General features: G+C 66.1%; 22 protein-coding genes. 19 read left to right on the forward strand and 3 right to left on the reverse strand.

Going from position 1 to position 18,027, the window contains the following annotated elements; translation table 11 throughout:
• Positions 1-6 precede the first annotated feature (6 nt).
• Positions 7-1,161, forward strand: a complete 1,155-nt coding sequence (locus tag ON23_RS04180; protein ID WP_039776496.1) for an alkane 1-monooxygenase — start codon at positions 7-9, stop codon at positions 1,159-1,161.
• A 266-nt stretch (positions 1,162-1,427) separates the two neighbouring features.
• Positions 1,428-3,536 carry an amylo-alpha-1,6-glucosidase gene (locus ON23_RS04185; protein WP_039776497.1) on the forward strand — a complete coding sequence of 703 codons (2,109 nt, stop codon included), beginning with the start codon at positions 1,428-1,430 and terminating at the stop codon, positions 3,534-3,536.
• A gap of 15 nt (positions 3,537-3,551) precedes the next feature.
• On the opposite strand, the gene ON23_RS04190 is transcribed toward ON23_RS04185, so the two are convergent.
• The gene (locus ON23_RS04190) at positions 3,552-5,594 is read right to left on the reverse strand and encodes a M13 family metallopeptidase (protein WP_306307100.1); all 2,043 of its coding nucleotides are present in this window, start codon (positions 5,592-5,594) and stop codon (positions 3,552-3,554) included.
• A 404-nt stretch (positions 5,595-5,998) separates the two neighbouring features.
• On the opposite strand from ON23_RS04190, the gene rplN reads away from it, so the two are divergent.
• From rplN to ON23_RS04210, 4 genes are read left to right on the forward strand one after another with little or no spacing between them, the layout of a single operon-like run.
• Positions 5,999-6,367, forward strand: coding sequence for a 50S ribosomal protein L14 (gene rplN, locus ON23_RS04195; RefSeq protein WP_030513395.1), 369 nt, complete (start codon positions 5,999-6,001; stop codon positions 6,365-6,367).
• Between the two features lies 1 nt (position 6,368).
• Entirely contained in the window at positions 6,369-6,683 is a 315-nt protein-coding gene (gene rplX, locus ON23_RS04200) for a 50S ribosomal protein L24 (protein WP_036498213.1), read from the forward strand.
• 2 nt (positions 6,684-6,685) lie between these two features.
• The gene (gene rplE, locus ON23_RS04205; RefSeq protein WP_036498214.1) at positions 6,686-7,249 is read left to right on the forward strand and encodes a 50S ribosomal protein L5; all 564 of its coding nucleotides are present in this window, start codon (positions 6,686-6,688) and stop codon (positions 7,247-7,249) included.
• Positions 7,250-7,253: 4 nt separating this feature from the next.
• Positions 7,254-7,439, forward strand: a complete 186-nt coding sequence (locus ON23_RS04210; RefSeq protein ID WP_025347225.1) for a type Z 30S ribosomal protein S14 — start codon at positions 7,254-7,256, stop codon at positions 7,437-7,439.
• 182 nt (positions 7,440-7,621) lie between these two features.
• Here ON23_RS04210 and ON23_RS04215 read toward each other — a convergent pair whose 3' ends face one another.
• On the reverse strand, positions 7,622-8,017 hold the full coding sequence (locus ON23_RS04215) for a winged helix-turn-helix transcriptional regulator (protein ID WP_039776499.1): 396 nt from the start codon (positions 8,015-8,017) through the stop codon (positions 7,622-7,624).
• 62 nt (positions 8,018-8,079) lie between these two features.
• Here ON23_RS04215 and ON23_RS04220 point away from each other — a divergent pair, with 62 nt between their 5' ends.
• From ON23_RS04220 to map, 10 genes are all read left to right on the forward strand, one after another.
• Positions 8,080-8,916 (forward strand): NAD(P)H-binding protein, encoded by an 837-nt coding sequence (locus ON23_RS04220; RefSeq protein ID WP_039776500.1) that lies wholly within the window; start codon positions 8,080-8,082, stop codon positions 8,914-8,916.
• Between the two features lie 229 nt (positions 8,917-9,145).
• Positions 9,146-9,544, forward strand: a complete 399-nt coding sequence (gene rpsH, locus ON23_RS04225) for a 30S ribosomal protein S8 (RefSeq protein WP_030513400.1) — start codon at positions 9,146-9,148, stop codon at positions 9,542-9,544.
• Positions 9,545-9,558: 14 nt separating this feature from the next.
• Complete coding sequence (gene rplF, locus ON23_RS04230; protein ID WP_030513401.1) at positions 9,559-10,098, forward strand: 50S ribosomal protein L6; 540 nt, start codon at positions 9,559-9,561, stop codon at positions 10,096-10,098.
• A 3-nt stretch (positions 10,099-10,101) separates the two neighbouring features.
• On the forward strand, positions 10,102-10,509 hold the full coding sequence (rplR, locus tag ON23_RS04235; RefSeq protein ID WP_036498216.1) for a 50S ribosomal protein L18: 408 nt from the start codon (positions 10,102-10,104) through the stop codon (positions 10,507-10,509).
• A 49-nt stretch (positions 10,510-10,558) separates the two neighbouring features.
• The gene (gene rpsE, locus ON23_RS04240) at positions 10,559-11,203 is read left to right on the forward strand and encodes a 30S ribosomal protein S5 (protein ID WP_039776501.1); all 645 of its coding nucleotides are present in this window, start codon (positions 10,559-10,561) and stop codon (positions 11,201-11,203) included.
• 1 nt (position 11,204) lies between these two features.
• Complete coding sequence (gene rpmD / locus ON23_RS04245; protein ID WP_030513404.1) at positions 11,205-11,390, forward strand: 50S ribosomal protein L30; 186 nt, start codon at positions 11,205-11,207, stop codon at positions 11,388-11,390.
• Entirely contained in the window at positions 11,387-11,833 is a 447-nt protein-coding gene (gene rplO, locus ON23_RS04250) for a 50S ribosomal protein L15 (protein ID WP_030513405.1), read from the forward strand. Before rpmD ends, rplO begins: the two co-directional genes overlap by 4 nt.
• A 194-nt stretch (positions 11,834-12,027) precedes the next feature.
• Positions 12,028-13,347 (forward strand): preprotein translocase subunit SecY, encoded by a 1,320-nt coding sequence (gene secY / locus ON23_RS04255; protein WP_039776503.1) that lies wholly within the window; start codon positions 12,028-12,030, stop codon positions 13,345-13,347.
• Positions 13,344-13,901 carry an adenylate kinase gene (locus tag ON23_RS04260; RefSeq protein ID WP_039776504.1) on the forward strand — a complete coding sequence of 186 codons (558 nt, stop codon included), beginning with the start codon at positions 13,344-13,346 and terminating at the stop codon, positions 13,899-13,901. The genes secY and ON23_RS04260 overlap by 4 nt, the downstream gene beginning before the upstream one ends.
• A gap of 5 nt (positions 13,902-13,906) precedes the next feature.
• The gene (map, locus tag ON23_RS04265) at positions 13,907-14,707 is read left to right on the forward strand and encodes a type I methionyl aminopeptidase (protein ID WP_036498219.1); all 801 of its coding nucleotides are present in this window, start codon (positions 13,907-13,909) and stop codon (positions 14,705-14,707) included.
• Between the two features lie 61 nt (positions 14,708-14,768).
• Here the strand turns inward: map and ON23_RS04270 are convergent, their stop codons facing one another.
• Positions 14,769-14,966 (reverse strand): hypothetical protein, encoded by a 198-nt coding sequence (locus ON23_RS04270; protein WP_039776505.1) that lies wholly within the window; start codon positions 14,964-14,966, stop codon positions 14,769-14,771.
• 234 nt (positions 14,967-15,200) lie between these two features.
• Between ON23_RS04270 and ON23_RS35740 the strand changes: the two genes are divergently transcribed.
• The 3 genes from ON23_RS35740 to ON23_RS04285 all read left to right on the forward strand — a co-directional run.
• The gene (locus tag ON23_RS35740) at positions 15,201-15,989 is read left to right on the forward strand and encodes a DUF6585 family protein (protein WP_157170157.1); all 789 of its coding nucleotides are present in this window, start codon (positions 15,201-15,203) and stop codon (positions 15,987-15,989) included.
• Positions 15,990-16,023: 34 nt separating this feature from the next.
• A complete protein-coding gene (locus tag ON23_RS04280) occupies positions 16,024-16,539 on the forward strand; it encodes a YbaB/EbfC family nucleoid-associated protein (RefSeq protein ID WP_051041969.1) in 516 nt (171 codons plus the stop codon).
• 6 nt (positions 16,540-16,545) lie between these two features.
• The coding region (locus ON23_RS04285) for a WXG100-like domain-containing protein (protein WP_039776506.1) at positions 16,546-18,027 on the forward strand (1,482 nt) is incomplete at its 3' end.

Consider the following 18,027-nt stretch of genomic DNA (forward strand, 5'->3'; position numbering starts at 1 on the left):
AAGAATATGGCGATTTTCGAACAATCCCGAGCTCGCGACCCCAAGCGCTACCTGTGGATGCTGGGGTTGATCGCACCGGCTTGTGCTCTGCTCCCCGGGCCACTGGTGGTCCTCACCGGATCGCCGGTGTTCTGGTGGATCGGGCCGATCATCGTGTTCGTGGCCATTCCGTTGCTGGACTGGACGATCGGGAACGACGGCAGCAATCCGCACGACGAGGACTACGAGGCGCTCTCCAACGACCGCTACTACCGTTGGTGCACTTACCTGTTCCTGCCGATGCAATTCTTCGGCCTGTTCATCGCCGGTTTTCTGTGGGCCGACACCGCGCTGTCGTTCGTCGACAAACTCGGCCTCACCGTCACACTCGGGGTGGTGTCCGGCATCGGCATCAATGCCGCGCACGAACTGGGCCACCGGTCCGAACATCTGGAACGATGGCTGTCGAAGATCGCGCTCGCGCAGTCCGCGTACGGGCACTTCTTCGTCGAGCACAACCGCGGCCACCACGCCCGCGTCGCGACGCCGGAGGACCCGGCCAGCGCCCGCTTCGGCGAGTCCCTGTGGGTGTTTCTGCCGCGCAGCATGTTCGGCGGGCTCCGTTCGGCGTTCCGGCTCGAACGGGACCGGCTGGCACGCCGGGGCAAGCGGTGGTTCAGCTACGAGAATCATCTGCTGCAGGCCTGGTCGATGAGCGTCGTGCTGTTCGGCGCCATGATCCTGTACTTCGGCCCGCGGGTGATCCCGTGGCTGGCCTTGCAGGCGTTGATCGGCGCCCTCCTGCTCGAGACGGTGAACTATGTCGAGCACTACGGCCTGCTGCGCGCGCGGCGCGCCGACGGCACATTCGGGCGCTGCTCGCCGCGCGACAGTTGGAACAGCGACAGTCTGGTCACCAACATCTTCCTGTTCCATCTGCAGCGCCACAGCGACCACCACGCGAATCCGGGTCGCCGCTACCAGACCCTGCGCAGCGTCGACCACGCGCCACAGCTTCCGATGGGTTATGCCGGGATGGTCCTGCTGGCCGCGGTGCCGCCGCTGTGGCGCGCGGTGATCGACCCTCGGGTGCTGGCCCACTACGGCGGTGACCGCAGCCTGGTCAACGTCAAACCGCCGCGCAAACGGCCGGTCGAGGGAGTCGGCGATCGCGCGCGCTGAGTCCCGTCCGCGATTCGCCCTGCTGTGCCGCAGCGCGGATTTGCGACGTGGTCGGGGGATTGGCCGTGCCGAGCACCGTCCAGCGGTTACTCTCGATGATCGAGACGTTCTCGCACGAACGTTGTCGGATAGGCCCACGCACACCTCGAGCCGGATCGGTTGTCGCCGGTGATCAGGGAGGAGCCGTTCGCGATGGTGATGTTCGAGTCGACGAAACGATCTACCGCGCCCGCGGCGCCGCGACACCCCCGAGGGGGTGATGCGCGATGACCGGGCCCTCACCTCTCAACGGCGGCGAACCCGCCCTGCTGAACGGTTCGGTGACGCTGGTCGAGGGCAGCACCTTCTGCCTGTCCGACCGGGTCGGCGATGTGGAATCGGGAACCTCCCAGGGCCTGTTCTATCGCGATGCCCGGGTGGTGTCGCGCTGGGAGTTGCGGGTGGACGGGCAGCGGCTCGAACCGCTGTCGGTGCTCAGTCCGGAGGCCTTCACCGCGCGGTTCATCCTGCGGCGGCCGCCGCGGTCCGGCGCCGCCGATTCCAGTCTGCTGGTGGTGCGCGAACGCCTCGTCGCCGACGGGATGCGGGAGACGGTCATCCTGGAGAATCTCGGCCGCGAACCCACGGCCGTGGTGCTGGAACTGCGCGCCGACGCCGACTTCGTGGATCTGTTCGCCGTCAAGGAGGGCCGGGCCGGGCACGGCCGCGCCGAAATACTGGTCACCGACAACGAACTGCTGCTCAACGACCGCTCCGATCGCGCTCGCGGCCTGGCGGTCTCGTCCTCGGAACTGCCGATCGTGCTGCCCGGCTCGCTGACCTGGCGCATCGTCGTGCCCGCCACCGGGCGCTGGCAGACCGAGATCCTGGCCCAGCCGACGGTCGCCAATCAGCGGGTGCATGTCGCGCTACGCCCCGGCGAGCACTATCGCAGCAGCGAACCGGGCCGCAAGATGGCCGCGTGGCGTGACACCGCCACCAAGCTCACCACCGGAGATCCGCAGCTCACCGCCATTCTGCAGCGCACCGAAAGCGACCTGGGGGCCTTGCAGATTCGCGAGGAACGCCGCCATCGCACGTTCGTCGCCGCCGGTGCCCCGTGGTTCATGACGCTGTTCGGCCGCGACTCGCTGCTCACCGCGTGGATGGCGCTGCCGCTGGACTCCTCGCTCGCCCTGGGCACCATGCAGCAGTTGGCCGAAATGCAGGGCCAGCAGGTCGACGCGCTCACCGAGGAGGAACCGGGCCGGATCATGCACGAGATCCGCCGCGGCCCGGCGGGCGGACTGGCCCTGGGCGGCGAGGTGTACTACGGAACCGTCGATGCCACACCGCTTTTCGTGATGCTGCTGGCCGAGACCCGGCGGTGGGGTGCGTCGCCGGAGGCCGTGCAGACGCTGCTGCCGGCGGCCGACGCGGCCCTGGACTGGATGTCGCATTTCGGCGACCGCGACGGCGACGGCTTCGTGGAATATCAGCGCGCGACCGACCGCGGCCTGATCAACCAGGGCTGGAAGGACAGCTTCGACGGCATCAACGACGCGGCCGGACATCTCGCCCAGGCGCCGATCGCGCTGTGCGAGGTGCAGAGCTACGTCTACGCGGCGATCCTGGCCCGCGCCGAACTGGCCGAGGAATTCGGGCAGTCGGACAAGGCCGAGAAGCTGCGCGAACACGCCGCCGAACTGCGGACGAAATTCTCCGAAGCGTTCTGGATTCCCGAAAAGGGCTGGTACGCCATCGCTCTGGACGGCAACAAACGCCGCGTCGACGCGCTCACCAGCAATGTCGGGCATTGCCTGTGGTCGGGCATCGTGACCGACGAACATGCCGAACAGTTGGTGCACCATCTGGCGACCGCCGAGATGGACTCCGGATTCGGTTTGCGCACACTGTCTTCCGGCATGGGCGCGTTCAATCCGATGAGCTATCACAACGGTTCGGTCTGGCCGCACGACACCGCCATCGCCGTCGCCGGCCTGCTGCGTTACCGTCACATCCCGGGTGCGGTCGGACTGGCCACCCGGCTGTCCAACGGATTGCTCGACGCCGCAACCGCTTTCGGCGGCCGCCTGCCCGAGCTGTTCTGTGGTTTCCAGCGTTCTCGGTTCTCGGCGCCGGTGCCGTACCCGACCTCGTGTTCCCCGCAGGCCTGGGCCAGTGCCGCGCCGTTGCTGCTGGTCCGTTCCTTCCTCGGACTCGAACCGGATGTGCCGCACCGCACGGTGACCGTGCTGCCGCACGTCCCCGCGCGCTGGGGCAGGGTAGAACTCACCGATCTGCGTCTCGGCGGTACCGCGGTGGATCTGGCGGTGGACGGCGAGCAGGTGACGGCCGCCAACCTCCCCGAGGATTGGCGATTGATCACCCACTGACCGGCCGCGCGGGGCTCACAGAGCGACGCGCTGATCCTCGGGAAGGAAGAGTTTGTCCGACGGCTGGACGCCGAAGGTCGTGTAGAACTCCGGCAGGTTGCGCACCACCTGGTTGCAACGGAATTCGCCGGGGGAGTGCGGATCCGTGGCGACCTGCTGTTCGAGCGACTGCTGGGTCTGCTTCTCCCGCCAATTGCGGCCCCAGGACTGGAACATCGGGGTGTAGTCCGGGGCGTTGCGGCCGCTCTTGGCTTCCTCGATGCGGAAGGCGGCCAGCGCGATCATCAGTCCGCGCAGGTCGGCGAGGTTCTCGCCGACGGTCAGCTGACCGTTGACGTGATCGCTGGGCGGCAGTCCCTCGGGCACCAGCGCGTTGTACTGATCGATCAACTGTTTGGTCTTGGCGTCGAAGGCGGCCCGGTCCTCCGGGGTCCACCAGTCCTCGCGATTGCCCTCGCCGTTGTACTTCGAGCCCTGGTCGTCGAAGCCGTGACCGATCTCGTGGCCGATGGTCGCGCCGATCGCGCCGTAGTTCACCGCCGGTTCGGCGTCGGTGTCGAAGAACGGGGCCTGCAGGATCGCGGCGGGGAAGTTGATCGAATTGGAGGTGGCCTCGTAGTAGGCGTTGACGGTCTGCGGCGACATGCCCCATTCGGCCTTGTCCACCGGCGTCCCCAGCTTGTCCATCGACCGCTTCGCCTCGAAAGCCTCGATGGCGAGCAGGGATTCGACCAGTTGGCCGCGGGTGACCTTCAGCTTCGAATAGTCCACCCACTTGTCCGGATACCCGATCTTGACCGTGATCTTGTCGAGCTTCGCGATGGCGGCCTCGCGGGTCCGCGGCGACATCCACGACGAGTTGCGGAAGTTGTCGCGGTAGGCGGCGAGCAGATTGTCGACCAGTTCCTTGGCTCGTGTCTTCGCCTGCGGCGGAAAGTATTTCGCCGCGTACAGCTTGCCCAGCTGCTCACCGAGATTCGCGTCGACCACCGCGACCGCCGACTTCCACAGCTCCGGCCGCTGCTCGATTCCACTGGTGGCCTTCAGGAAATCGAAATTCGCGTCCGAGAGTTCCTTGTTCATGTACTTGGCGTATTTGCGCAACAGGCTGAGCTTCAGCCATTCCCGCCAGACATTGATATCCACCTCGGTCCACAGCTGACCCGCCGCGGTGACGAACGACGGTTCGCCGACGACCATCTTCGTGAACAGATCCTTGGGCCGGTCGGTGCTGCCGGCGAGCCACGGCTCCCAGTCGAAACCCGGTGCCAGCGCGGTCATCTCGTTCCACGCCATGAGGTTGTAGGTGGCGTCGGCGTCGCGAGTGCGGACGTTGTCCCAGTAACCGGCGGCGATGCGCTTCTCCAGGTCCAGGGTGCGTTCGGCCGCACCGTCCGGATCCGGAAGGCCGGCGCCGGTCGCCAATTTGTGCAGCAACGTCTGATACGCCGAAAGATATTGCCCGAATTCGGGTTTCCGGTAATACTGCTCGCTCATGCCGAGGCCGGACTGTCCCACCGCCGGGATGTAGGCATTCGAATTCTTGCGGTCGATGCTCACGCCCAGCCCGATCAGGCCGCCCAGTGGCAGCGTGCCCATGACCTTCGCGAGATCGGCCCGGTTCTGTGCCCCGTCGATCCGGGCGAACAGCGGTTGCAGCGGGGCGGTGCCGAGCTTCTCGAGCGTGTCCAGATCCATCCGCGCGTCGTAGAGGTCGCGGATCTGCTGGCCCTCCGACCCGTCCTTCGGATCGTGGATCCCGTCGATGACCTCGCGCAGCTGTCCCTCGACCCGATCGGACACCTCGGCGAAGGTGCCGTAGGACACCTTGTCCGGCGGCAGCTGGTAGGTGCGCAGCCAGGTGCCGTTGATATTGCGGTACAGATCGTCCTGCGGTCGCACCGCGGGGTCGACGCCCGACAGGTCGGGACCGGTGAGAGGTTTCGGCTTCGCGTCGTCGCTGTTGCACGCCACCAGGGCGGTGGCCACCGGCACCGCGCCGAGGGCGATCAGGAACGAGCGGCGACCCAGGCGGACCTGGCGACCGGACGATGTCACAGAAAATCCTCTCCCCGACTTCATCGTGCACCTGCGCGACGCTCATCACGACGACTCCACCCGGAGGCGGGCCGGTTGCGTCGGTGAGAGGCTAACCGAACCCGCTGAGTAACGCCTGAGTTCGGCCGCCACGCGTGGGGTGGCCACGCCGCACTCCCGGCTCGACCCTGATTTGGGTGCGACCTGCGGCTTCGCTACACTTGACCGGTTGCCTGCGGGCATTGTGCCCGCACTTCGGCCGCGAACCCACAGTGGTTGATCCTTCCGATCATGCAAAACCGCTGGCAGGCGCTGCCCCGCTGCTGTGCGGGAGCGGGCCGTCAAGGTCCGTCGAAGGGCAACTGACCATGCCCGTCGGGTCGGTAATCCGGCGTGCATTACGTCCAGGTCTAGGAGGAGCTGAAGTGATTCAGCAGGAGTCGCGACTGCGCGTCGCCGACAACACGGGTGCCAAGGAGATTCTGTGCATCCGCGTGCTCGGCGGGTCGTCGCGTCGCTATGCCGGTATCGGCGACGTCATCGTCGCCACCGTCAAGGACGCCATCCCCGGCGGCAACGTCAAGAAGGGTGATGTCGTCAAGGCGGTCGTCGTGCGCACCGTCAAGGAGCGTCGTCGTCCGGATGGTTCGTACATCAAGTTCGACGAGAACGCCGCGGTGCTGATCAAGGCGGACAACGATCCGCGTGGCACCCGCATCTTCGGCCCCGTCGGCCGCGAGCTGCGCGACAAGCGGTTCATGAAGATCGTTTCGCTGGCCCCGGAGGTGCTCTGACATGAAGGTGCACAAGGGCGACACCGTGATCGTCGTCTCGGGTAAGGACAAGGGCGCCAAGGGCAAGGTCATCCAGGCCTACCCGGCGACCGACAAGGTCCTGGTCGAGGGCGTGAACCGGATCAAGAAGCACGTCGCGAACTCCGCGAACCAGCGCGGCGCCAGCTCCGGCGGCATCGTGACCCAGGAGGCGCCCATCCACGTGTCCAACGTGATGGTTGTCGACTCCGACGGCAAGCCGACCCGGGTGGGTTACCGCACCGACGAGAACGGCAAGCGGGTGCGCATCTCCCGTCGCAACGGGAAGGACATCTGAGCATGACCACCGCAGAGAACATTCAGCCTCGCCTCAAGCTGCGCTACCGCGCGGAAATCAAGGACGCGCTGAACAACGAATTCAACTACGCCAACGTGATGCAGATTCCGGGCGTGGTGAAGGTCGTCGTCAACATGGGTGTCGGTGACGCCGCCCGCGACGCCAAGCTGATCAACGGCGCCGTCAACGACCTGGCCCTGATCACCGGTCAGAAGCCGGAGATCCGCAAGGCCCGCAAGTCCATCGCGCAGTTCAAGCTGCGTGAGGGTATGCCGATCGGTGCGCGCGTCACGCTGCGTGGCGACCGCATGTGGGAGTTCCTGGACCGCCTGGTGTCCATCGCGCTGCCCCGCATCCGCGACTTCCGCGGCCTGTCGCCGAAGCAGTTCGACGGCAACGGCAACTACACGTTCGGCCTGAGCGAGCAGTCGATGTTCCACGAGATCGACGTGGACTCCATCGACCGTCCGCGCGGTATGGACATCACGGTCGTCACCACGGCGACCAACGATGAGGAGGGCCGCGCCCTGCTCAAGCACCTCGGCTTCCCGTTCAAGGAGAACTGAGCACATGGCTAAGAAAGCTCTCGTCAACAAAGCCGCCGCGAAGCCGAAGTTCGCCGTTCGTGGCTACACCCGCTGCCAGCGCTGCGGCCGCCCCCGCGCGGTCTACCGCAAGTTCGGCCTGTGCCGCGTCTGCGTCCGTGAGATGGCGCACCGCGGTGAGCTGCCGGGCGTGCACAAGAGCTCCTGGTGAGCTCGCGCTGCTGAGGCAGCGCCCGCGCTGAGCGCGACAATCGAATCGAGAAAGGGTACGGACTCCGGCGAGTCCGTACCCTTTCTTGCGTTGGGCGTCTATGCGGGTGGAAGTCCTGCGGCGGGTAAGAGTAGCGCTGCTTCACCGGCCAGAACGAGTAGTGCCGCTCCATCCACTTCCGATCAGCGCTGCCGGTCGTAGCGGCGCTGAGCGGTGACGACCTGGGCGGTGTGCGCGCGAATCCAGTCGAGGAACGGTTGCATCGATTCGGTGAGCCCCCGGCCGAGCGGGGTGAGGTCGTAGGTGACCCGCGGAGGCAGGGACGGTTCGACCGTGCGCGCCACGAGTCCGTCGCGGACCAGCGCGCGCAACGTCTGCGACAGCATCTTCTCGCTGATCCCGCCGATCGTCGCGTGCAGTTCGGAGTAGCGCCGGGGGCCCGCGCCCAGTGCGGCCAGGATCAGGATTCCCCACCGCCCGGTGATGTGCTCGAGGAGTTCGCGCGCCGGGCATTCGGTGTTGAACGCGTCACTGATACCGCGCCAGGCATCGTGTCCTGGCTGAGAACCGACCGTCACGTGCGGAGCTTACCTGGAGGTAGGAGCTTTCTCCGAGTAAGTTCCAAACCTACGCTGCGTACATGGTCACAGTTGTTTTCGGAGCCAGAGGTAATGTCGGCCGGCACGTCGCGGCGGGCCTGATCGCGGCGGGGGAGAAGATTCGCGTCACGAGCAGACGGCCCGGCGACGCGTCCTTCACTCCCGAAGTGGAGGTCGTCGCGGCCGATCTGGAACGCCCCGAAACCTTCCCCGCCGCACTGGACGGGGCCCGGCGGGTATTTCTCTACGCCAAGCCGGCGGGCATCGACGGGTTCGTGGCGGCGGCCGAGGCCGCCGGTGTGCGGCAGGTGGTGCTGCTGTCCTCCGGGGCCGTCCTGCACGCCGATACCGGCAATCCGATCGCCCGGGACCACCTCGCTGTCGAATCGGCGATCGAAAAGTCCGGTCTGCCTTGGACTTTCATCCGGCCCGGAATGTTCGCCACCAATACGCTGTGGTGGTGGCGCACGTCGATCCGCGACGAGGGGGTCGTCCGGGTGCCGTATCCGGAGGCGCGGACCGCTCCGATCCATGAGAAGGATCTGGCATCGCTCGCGGTCACCGCGCTGACCGAACCGGGACACGAGGGCCGGGCCTATCCCGTCTACGGTCCCGAAGCCGTGACGGTCCGGGAGCAGGTCGAGCAGATAGGTGCGGCCCTCGGCCGCGACATCGCGCTCGAGGTGATCTCACCCGAGCGGGCGCGTATCGAACTGGGAAAAACCATGCCGCCGGTCGGCGTGGAGGCGATTCTGGGCGGATGGCGGGCCGGGACTGTTACACCGCCGCAGATATCGACGGTGATCGCCGATATCACCGGCCGACCGGCCCGCACATTCGCGCAGTGGGCCGCGGATCACCGCGACGATTTCCGCTGAGGCAGAAGGCGGTGGTACCCGATTTTGCCCGCTCATACCGCTCGCCTACACTAGACCGGTTGCTCGGGCACCCTCGTGCCCATATGCGTGCGCGTTGCTCCGGGTGACAGCATTCCGAATCCGGTCGGCAAAGGTGTCGGCCGGACCAGCCGAAATTGTCGTAGGCCCACGACCGCCCCGCGTGACGGTGCTGTATGGGAACCGCGGCGAGAAAGGTAACGGTCAACACATGACCATGACTGATCCGATCGCAGACTTTCTGACCCGTCTGCGCAACGCCAACTCGGCGTACCACGATCAGGTGAAGGCTCCGCACTCGAAGCTCAAGGCGAACATCGCCGAGATCCTCAAGCGTGAGGGCTACATCGCCGACTACCGCACCGAGGATGCGCCCGTCGGCCAGACCCTGATCGTCGACCTGAAGTACGGCCAGAGCCGGGAGCGCAGCCTGCAGGGTGTGCGCCGCGTCTCGAAGCCGGGTCTGCGGGTGTACGCGAAATCCACCAACCTGCCCAAGGTGCTGGGCGGTCTGGGCGTGGCAATTATCTCCACGTCGAAGGGCCTGCTCACCGACCGTCAGGCCAAGCAGCAGGGTGTGGGCGGGGAAGTCCTCGCCTACGTCTGGTAAGGGAGGTAGGAACAATGTCGCGTATCGGTAAGAAGCCGATCTCGGTTCCCGCCGGCGTCGAGGTGACCATCGACGGCCAGCAGGTGTCGGTGAAGGGTCCCAAGGGCACCCTCTCGCACACCGTCGCCGAGCCGATCACCGTCACCAAGGCCGAGAACGGTGAGCTGGAGGTGGGCCGTCCGGACGACGAGCGCCGCAACCGCTCGCTGCACGGCCTGAGCCGCACTCTGATCAACAACATGATCGTCGGCGTGACCCAGGGCTACGAGAAGAAGATGGAAATCTTCGGCGTCGGTTACCGCGTGCAGCAGAAGGGTTCGAACCTCGAGTTCGCCCTCGGCTACAGCCACCCGGTTCCGATCGAGGCCCCCGAGGGCATCACCTTCCAGGTCGAGGCCCCCACCAAGTTCTCGGTGTCCGGCATCGACAAGCAGAAGGTCGGCCAGATCGCCGCAGTGATCCACGGCCTGCGCAAGCCCGACCCGTACAAGGGCAAGGGCATCCGCTACGCCGGTGAGGTCGTTCGCCGCAAGGTCGGAAAGACGGGTAAGTAAGCCATGGCACAAACTGAAGCTCAGAAAGCCGCCCGCAAGCCGGTCGGCAAGGATGCGTCGACTCGTCGCCGGGTGTCGAAGACCCGTCGGCACTTCCGTCTGCGCAAGAAGGTCCTCGGCACCGCCGAGCGTCCGCGTCTGGTCGTGTTCCGCTCCTCGCGGCACCTGCACGCCCAGGTGATCGACGATTCCGTCGGCAAGACCGTCGCCTCGGCGTCCTCGATCGAGGCCGATGTGCGCGCGCTCGACGGTGACAAGTCCGCGAAGGGCAAGAAGGTCGGCGAGCTGCTGGCCGCCCGCGCGAAGGCTGCCGGTGTGGAGGCCGTGGTGTTCGACCGCGGTGGCCACGACTACCACGGCCGCATCGCCGCTCTGGCGGATGCTGCTCGCGAAGGTGGGTTGAAATTCTGATGCAGATTCAGCTCATGGACCGAATGAACATGAACGGAAGGAACGTCTGATGCCGGGACGTCAGCGGCGTGACGGCGGCAGCGGACCCGCCGGACAGGGTGGCAGTGGCAACGAGCGCGATCAGCGCGGCGGTGGCCGCGACCGTCGCGGCGGCGGTGACCGTCGCGACAATGCCGCCGAGAAGAACCAGCTCGAGCGCGTCGTAGCGATCAACCGCGTCTCCAAGGTCGTGAAGGGTGGTCGTCGCTTCAGCTTCACCGCCCTGGTGATCGTGGGCGACGGCAACGGCCTGGTCGGTGTCGGATACGGCAAGGCCAAGGAAGTTCCCGCGGCCATCCAGAAGGGTGTCGAGGAGGCTCGCAAGGGCTTCTTCCGCGTCCCGATGATCGGCAGCACCATCACGCACCCGGTGCAGGGTGAGGCTGCCGCCGGTGTCGTCATGCTGCGTCCGGCCTCGCCCGGTACCGGTGTGATCGCCGGTGGTGCGGCGCGTGCCGTGCTGGAGTGCGCCGGTATCCACGACATCCTGGCCAAGTCGCTCGGTAGCGACAACGCCATCAACGTCGTGCACGCGACCGTCGCTGCCCTGAAGATGCTGCAGCGTCCGGAGGAGGTGGCCGCTCGCCGCGGTCTGCCGATCGAGGACGTTGCCCCGGCGGGCATGCTGCGTGCGCGTGCCGGACAGGGAGTCTGACATGGCACAGCTCAAGGTGACCCAGATCAAGTCCACGATCGGCGCCAAGAAGAATCAGCGGGAGTCGCTTCGCACCCTCGGCCTGCGCGGTATCCGCCAGACCGTGGTCCGCGAGGACAACGCCCAGAACCGCGGGCTGATCAACGTCGTGCGCCACCTCGTTTCCGTTGAGGAGGAAACCGCATGACCCCCATCAAGCTCCACCACCTGCGGCCCGCCCCGGGCGCCAAGACCGAGAAGATCCGTGTGGGTCGCGGTGAAGGCTCCAAGGGTAAGACCGCCGGTCGCGGTACCAAGGGTACGAAGGCTCGCAAGAACGTGCCGGCCCGTTTCGAGGGCGGCCAGATGCCGATCCACATGCGCCTGCCGAAGCTGAAGGGGTTCACCAACCCGTTCCGCGTCGAGTACCAGGTCGTGAACGTCGGCGATATCGCGCGCCTGTTCCCGCAGGGCGGCACCATCGGCAAGGACGAGCTCGTCGCTGCCGGTGCCGTGCGTAAGAACCAGTTGGTGAAGGTGCTCGGCGAGGGCGAGATCGGTGTGGCCGTTCAGGTCAGCGCCGACAAGTTCTCCGGCTCCGCCAAGGAGAAGATCACCGCCGCCGGTGGTACCGCCACCGAACTGGGCTGACAGTTACTGGTAATACAGTCGGGGCGCCGGACGGGTGAGAGCCCGTCCGGCGTCGCTGTTAGAGTTCAAGTGTTGTCTGCCAACCAGTCTGCCCCGTTGTCGTGGCACAGGACCGGCTCTGCCCTGTAGGGCACCGGTATGTGCCGAGGTGACGGAAGTGGGCGTGACCCCCGTGTCGTCAGCCAGGAGGATCTGTGCTTTCCGCCTTCGTGTCGGCCTTCCGGACCCCGGACTTGCGGCGGAAGATTCTCTTCACGCTGGGCCTGATCGCGCTGTACCGCGTCGGCGCCTCGCTACCGTCGCCGGGCGTCGACTACAAGGCGATCCGCCATTGCATCGACGTCGTCTCCGGCGGTGACAATGCCGGCATCTACCAGCTGATCAACCTGTTCTCGGGTGGTGCGCTGCTGCAGCTGTCGGTGTTCGCGATCGGGATCATGCCCTACATCACCGCGAGCATCATCATCCAGCTGCTGACGGTGGTCATCCCGCGGTTCGAGGAACTGCGAAAAGAAGGCCAGTCCGGCCAGAACAAGATGACGCAGTACACGCGGTATCTGTCGGTCGCGCTCGCGATTCTGCAGGCCACGGGTCTGGTCGCCCTGGCCGCGCGCGGTCAGCTGCTGCGCGGCTGCCCGCAGGACATCCTCGCCGACACCAGCATCTTCGGCATGATCATCATCGTGCTGGTGATGACCGCCGGCGCGGCGCTGGTGATGTGGTTCGGCGAGCAGATCACCGAGCGCGGTATCGGCAACGGTATGTCGCTGCTGATCTTCGCCGGTATCGCCGCCCGCATCCCGAGCGAGGGCAAGCAGATCCTCGACAGCAAGGGCGGGCTGATCTTCGGCCTGGTGTGTGTCGCCGCCTTCGTGGTGATCGTCGGCGTGATCTTCGTCGAACAGGGCCAACGCCGAATACCGGTGCAGTACGCCAAGCGCGTGGTCGGCCGCAAGATGTACGGCGGGTCGTCGACCTACCTACCGCTGAAGGTCAACCAGGCGGGCGTGATCCCGGTGATCTTCGCCTCCTCGCTGCTGTATCTGCCGAACCTGGTCGCCCAGCTGACCCAGTCGACCAACTCCGACAGCTGGTGGCAGAAGATCATCCAGAAGTATCTGGTGAACCCGGGTAACCCGGTGTACGTCGTGATCTATTTCGCGTTGATCGTGTTCTTCACCTACTTCTACGTCGCGATCACCTTCAACCCGGAGGAGCGCGCGGACGAGATGAAGAAGTTCGGCGGCTTCATTCCCGGTTACCGTCCGGGTAAGCCGACCGCCGACTATCTGAACTATGTACTGAGCCGAATCACCCTCCCCGGTTCGATCTACCTCGGTGCTGTTGCCGTACTGCCCAACCTGCTGTTGCACATCGGTGGCGGCGGTGGCGGTTCGAACTTCTTGCCGTTCGGCGGCACGTCGGTGCTGATCGTCGTGAGCGTCGGCCTCGATACGGTCAAACAGATCGAGAGCCAACTGATGAACAGAAATTACGAAGGGTTCCTCAAGTGAGACTCGTACTGCTCGGACCGCCGGGTGCCGGTAAAGGGACACAGGCCGAACTGCTGTCGGACAAGCTGGGCGTTCCGCACATCTCCACGGGGAATTTGTTCCGTGCGAACATCTCCCAGCAGACCCCGCTCGGCCGCGAGGCGCAGAAGTACCTCGACGCGGGCAATCTGGTGCCCAGTGATGTGACCAATCGCATGGTGGAGTCGCGTATCGCCGAGCCCGACGCCGTCAACGGTTTCGTGCTCGACGGCTACCCGCGCACCGTCGACCAGGCCGAGGCCCTGGAGAAGATGCTCAAGGAATCCGGCCACGCGCTGGACGCGGTGCTGAGTTTCGAGGTTCCCGAGGAGACGCTCGTCGAGCGTCTGGTCGAGCGCGGCCGCACCAGCGGACGCACCGACGACAACGAGACGATCATCCGGAACCGGATGAACGTGTATCGCGAGGAAACCGAGCCGCTGCTCGAGCACTACGACGGTCTCGTGGTCGCCGTCGACGGTGTCGGCGAGATCGCCGAGGTCAACACTCGCGCGCTCCGAGCCCTGGGTCGCTGAGGCGAATGGTTTTCGGCCTCAAGCAGAAGAAGGTGGTGCCGTTCCGCACCGCCGGTGAGCTCGATGCCATGGCCGCGGCCGGCGCGATCGTCGGCCGCGCGCTGGTCGCCGTGCGCGCGGCCGCCAAGCCCGGCGTGTCGACGTTGGAATTGGACGAGGTCGCCGAGCAGACCATCCGCGAAGCGGGCGCCGTCCCGTCCTTCAAGGGCTATCACGGTTTCCCGGGCTCGATCTGCTCCTCGGTGAACGACCGTGTGGTGCACGGGATTCCGTCGAAGGACGAGGTGCTCGCCGAGGGCGATCTGGTCTCCATCGACTGCGGTGCGATTCTCGAGGGCTGGCACGGCGATTCGGCGTGGACGTTCGGCATCGGCGAGGTCATCGAGGCCGACCGGCTGCTCAGCGAGGCCACCCGGCTGTCGATGGACGCCGGTATCGCGGCCATGCTGCCGGGCAATCGCCTGACCGACGTCTCGCACGCGATCGAGCTGGGCACGCGCGCCGCGGAGAAGGAACACGGCCGCGCCTACGGCATCGTCGACGGCTACGGCGGACACGGCATCGGCCGTCAGATGCATATGGATCCGTTCCTCGCCAATGAGGGCGCACCCGGACGCGGTCCGAAACTGGTGGTCGGGTCGGTGCTGGCCATCGAGCCGATGTTGACCCTCGGCACCACGGAAACCACTGTGCTGGAAGACGATTGGACCGTCGTTACCACCGACGGCAGTCGCGCCGCGCACTGGGAGCACACCGTGGCGGTCACCGAGGACGGCCCGCGAATCCTGACCGTCCGCCCCGAATAATTCTCTTCGCGACGCACCCGTGGCCTCGTCGGCGCGGGTGCGTCGTGCTGTCGGAGGGCTGTTACGCCGTACGCCCGGTCATGGTGGTGAGCGGAACCACGCCCGTCCAGCCGCACGGGCGGTCACAGCTGGCGACGACGGTGGGCGCCCCGGCGAAATCGGCCGAAGCCCGTGCGGGATAACCGCATTCGGGACATTTGCCGAAGTAGTCGAGAACCTCGTGCATTCCGGGGTTCATGGCGATCCTGCGTTCGGTCACGGGCCCTCCTCACAGTCGGCGTACGGTGTGGCGGCCGCACGTGTCGATGAATATCTGCTGGTCGAGAACCTAACTCGCGCGCCGGTGCGATCGATCGGTTCCGGCGTGCGCATTGGACATCTCACAAGCGGTGCGGCGAGGCGCTGCGGGTGTGCCACAGCGCGTCGGCCGCGCCAGGTCGATTAAGCTGAATCGGTAATCGTGTGTCGAGGGGGGACTGTGGCCGGTTCGGTGATGGCCGAGGATAACGATCGGGACCTGGCGGCGGCGATCGGCGATCTGGCCGCGCGGTCCGGGCTGGGCCGGCATCAGCAGACATATCTGCCCCGGTCGCCGCGCACGGGCGGCAAGATCGTGCTGATCGTGCTCGCGAGCGCGGGGGTGATCGCCGCGGTGGTGTCGTTCGCGGTGAGGCAGCCGGTGCTCGGCATCCTGGCCGCGATCTTCCCGATCGTGTTGGTACCGGCGCTGATTCGGGCGTTCCGCTGCACCCGCAGTTACGAGGGCGCCCGGCTGGACCTCTACGATCGGGGACTGGTCGCGGCCCTGCTGGGACGGTTGTGGGCGGTGCGCTACGACAGCACCACCGTGTACCAGAACATCGTGCGGCATATGCGCAACGGCCATCACATCGGCACCACCTACGCCTACACCCTCACCGACCTCGCCGGTACGAATTTCGTTGTCGGCGACGGCATATCGGATCCGCAGCAGTGGGGTCCGGCGATTCAGCGGGCCGTCACCGACGCTCAGCTGCCGCAGGCGCTGGCAGCCCTGCAGGCGGGGCATCGGCTCGTGTTCGGCGAGCTGTGGATGACGTGGTACGAGGTCGGCTCACCCCGCAAGTCGGCGCCGTGGACGCAGGTGAATCAGGTGTCGATCTCCGACGGCCGGCTCAGCGTCGATGTGGCCGGGCGCTGGTTCGCGCTGACCTCGGCGATGGTGAGCGATATTCCGAACTTCCTGATCTTCGAGGCGCTGGCCACCCATCTGTCCCGGGTGCACGGCGGTAGTCGACACTGAATTTCCTTGGGCGCCACCGGATATTCAATCTGGTGTGCTGTTGTTGCTACTGCGCGCGTCGACGGTGGAGGTGGCAGTGGTCAACGAACGGCTCCATGCCGACATGATGACGGTGCTCGAGGGGCTCGACGAGCAATTGCGCGGGATCGCGGAGATCCAGTTGCGACGCTCCCGCCTGACGGCCACCGCGAGCACCTGTGAGCAGCGAATTCAGGTGACGGTCAATGCCGACGGGCTGCTGATCGACACGAAGTTCGCCGACGATATCGCGGATCTGACCTACGACGAGATCGCCGCCGGGATGACCGCGGCGGTGCAGCAGGCCGCGGCCGAGGTGCTGCGCCAGGGCGCCGAACTGATGCAGCCGCTGCGTGAACGCAAACTGCAGTTGCCCAAATTGTCGGAATTCGTCGAGGGCGCACCGGATCTCGGGCAGATGATGCCCACCGCGCCCCCGGCGCCGACCCGGCTCGAGGACTATCGCGACGTCCCGCCCGCGCATCCGATGGACGGTAGCGCGCACCGCTCGATGGTGTCCGACGAGGACTGATCCGTCGTGAGCCTGTACCTGCCCCCGCCCGTGCGTCCGATTGCCTGGGTTGCCGGTGCGAGCTGGCCCGACGGCGACGAAGACAAGATGTGGGCGGTGTCGCGGGCGTGGGAGCAGGCGTCCAAGGATCTCGCGGCGCAGGTCTCCGGTATCGAGAGCGCGAAAAACGCGGCGATGGCGGCCTTTCCGGCGGGTGATGCCGCCGATCAGATCGGCAAGTTGTTCGACGTCTTCCTGCAGGGGGACCAGTCGCTCGCGACGCTGGCCGAATCGTTCAAGACCATCGGCGATTCGACCTTCGACGTCGGAACCGAACTGCAGTCGGCGAAGATCAACATCATTGTCTCGCTGTGCATTCTGCTGGTCGAGATCGCCTGGGCATGGCTGTTTCCGCCGACCGCGCCGGCGGTGGAGGCGGCTGCGATCGGCACCACGCGATCGATCGTGAAATTCATCGCCGACGCACTGCAGAACGCACTCGAACGGGCCTGGGCGAAACTGGGATTCGCGACCCGCGGCGAACTCAACGGCGCCTCCCGGTACTGGTTCAAACACATCCTCTCGGCCGATACCTGGAAGGGGATGAAGGGGCAGACCTGGAAGTACAAGGCCAAGACGATTCTGCCGACGGCCAAGGGCATGGGCGTCTACACGCTGAAATTCGGCGAGGGCGCGCTCTGGGCGCCGGTCACCAATGCGATCGTGCAGGGCGCGCAGATCGCGGACGGTAAACGGCACGGATTCAACTGGAAGGAATTCGGCGCCTCCTGGGCGGCGTCGGCGCTGAGCACCATCCCCAGTCGCGAACTCGGCCGCTACATGGGCTTCGGGATCAGTAACCTCGACAAGAAATTCGGCGGCGCGATCACGAATATGCCGTTCCGGTCGGGAATGTTTTTGCAAGGCGCGACCATCGGCGCCACGGCCGGTGTCTTCGGCAACATCTTCGGCAATATCGGCGCGGGCGCGGTGACCGGCGATTTCGCGGGCGCCTTCGCGGGGCCGGAGGGGTGGGTCGGTAGTGCGGCCCGCGGTGGCATGGTCGGCGGTATCCGCGGTCTCGGTACGAAGACGACCACCAATACCGAGGGCGACCCGCGATTCAACCTGTGGATGAATGCGAAAGCGCCGTGGGCCCCGCCGAAGACGCCACCGACCAACAACCCGCTGACACCGAGGCCGGTGCCGGGACAGACCGAGTCGTCATCGACGAGCACTGGCGCCACGACGAATACCGCGACGAAGAACTCGGGCGGAAATAACCAGGCGGGCGGGGGTTTCCGTGATCCGTCGGATCCGAACTATATGACGCCGTCGCGCCCGGCTCCTGCCCCGCCGACTCAGTCGGCCGGGGCGGGGGGCGGCGGAAATCATTCGGGCACAATGGGTTTTGGTGGTCAGCACCAGTCGGCGTCCGGTGGGCACGGTGGTGGTGGTTTCCGTGATCCGTCGGACCCGAACTATATGACGCCGTCGCGTCCTGCGCCG

It is taken from the genome of Nocardia cerradoensis NBRC 101014 (assembly GCF_000308535.1).
GTDB classification, from domain to species: domain Bacteria; phylum Actinomycetota; class Actinomycetes; order Mycobacteriales; family Mycobacteriaceae; genus Nocardia; species Nocardia cerradoensis.

What these genes read in the sequence shown, in the direction of transcription:
- ON23_RS04180 (WP_039776496.1), top strand. Translation starts at nt 7, where the DNA reads ATGGCGATTTTCGAACAATCCCGAGCTCGCGACCCCAAGCGCTACCTG.
- ON23_RS04185 (WP_039776497.1), top strand. Translation starts at nt 1,428, where the DNA reads ATGACCGGGCCCTCACCTCTCAACGGCGGCGAACCCGCCCTGCTGAAC.
- rplX (WP_036498213.1), top strand. Translation starts at nt 6,369, where the DNA reads ATGAAGGTGCACAAGGGCGACACCGTGATCGTCGTCTCGGGTAAGGAC.
- rplE (WP_036498214.1), top strand. Translation starts at nt 6,686, where the DNA reads ATGACCACCGCAGAGAACATTCAGCCTCGCCTCAAGCTGCGCTACCGC.
- ON23_RS04210 (WP_025347225.1), top strand. Translation starts at nt 7,254, where the DNA reads ATGGCTAAGAAAGCTCTCGTCAACAAAGCCGCCGCGAAGCCGAAGTTC.
- ON23_RS04220 (WP_039776500.1), top strand. Translation starts at nt 8,080, where the DNA reads ATGGTCACAGTTGTTTTCGGAGCCAGAGGTAATGTCGGCCGGCACGTC.
- rpsH (WP_030513400.1), top strand. Translation starts at nt 9,146, where the DNA reads ATGACCATGACTGATCCGATCGCAGACTTTCTGACCCGTCTGCGCAAC.
- rplF (WP_030513401.1), top strand. Translation starts at nt 9,559, where the DNA reads ATGTCGCGTATCGGTAAGAAGCCGATCTCGGTTCCCGCCGGCGTCGAG.
- rplR (WP_036498216.1), top strand. Translation starts at nt 10,102, where the DNA reads ATGGCACAAACTGAAGCTCAGAAAGCCGCCCGCAAGCCGGTCGGCAAG.
- rpsE (WP_039776501.1), top strand. Translation starts at nt 10,559, where the DNA reads ATGCCGGGACGTCAGCGGCGTGACGGCGGCAGCGGACCCGCCGGACAG.
- rpmD (WP_030513404.1), top strand. Translation starts at nt 11,205, where the DNA reads ATGGCACAGCTCAAGGTGACCCAGATCAAGTCCACGATCGGCGCCAAG.
- rplO (WP_030513405.1), top strand. Translation starts at nt 11,387, where the DNA reads ATGACCCCCATCAAGCTCCACCACCTGCGGCCCGCCCCGGGCGCCAAG.
- map (WP_036498219.1), top strand. Translation starts at nt 13,907, where the DNA reads ATGGTTTTCGGCCTCAAGCAGAAGAAGGTGGTGCCGTTCCGCACCGCC.
- ON23_RS35740 (WP_157170157.1), top strand. Translation starts at nt 15,201, where the DNA reads ATGGCCGAGGATAACGATCGGGACCTGGCGGCGGCGATCGGCGATCTG.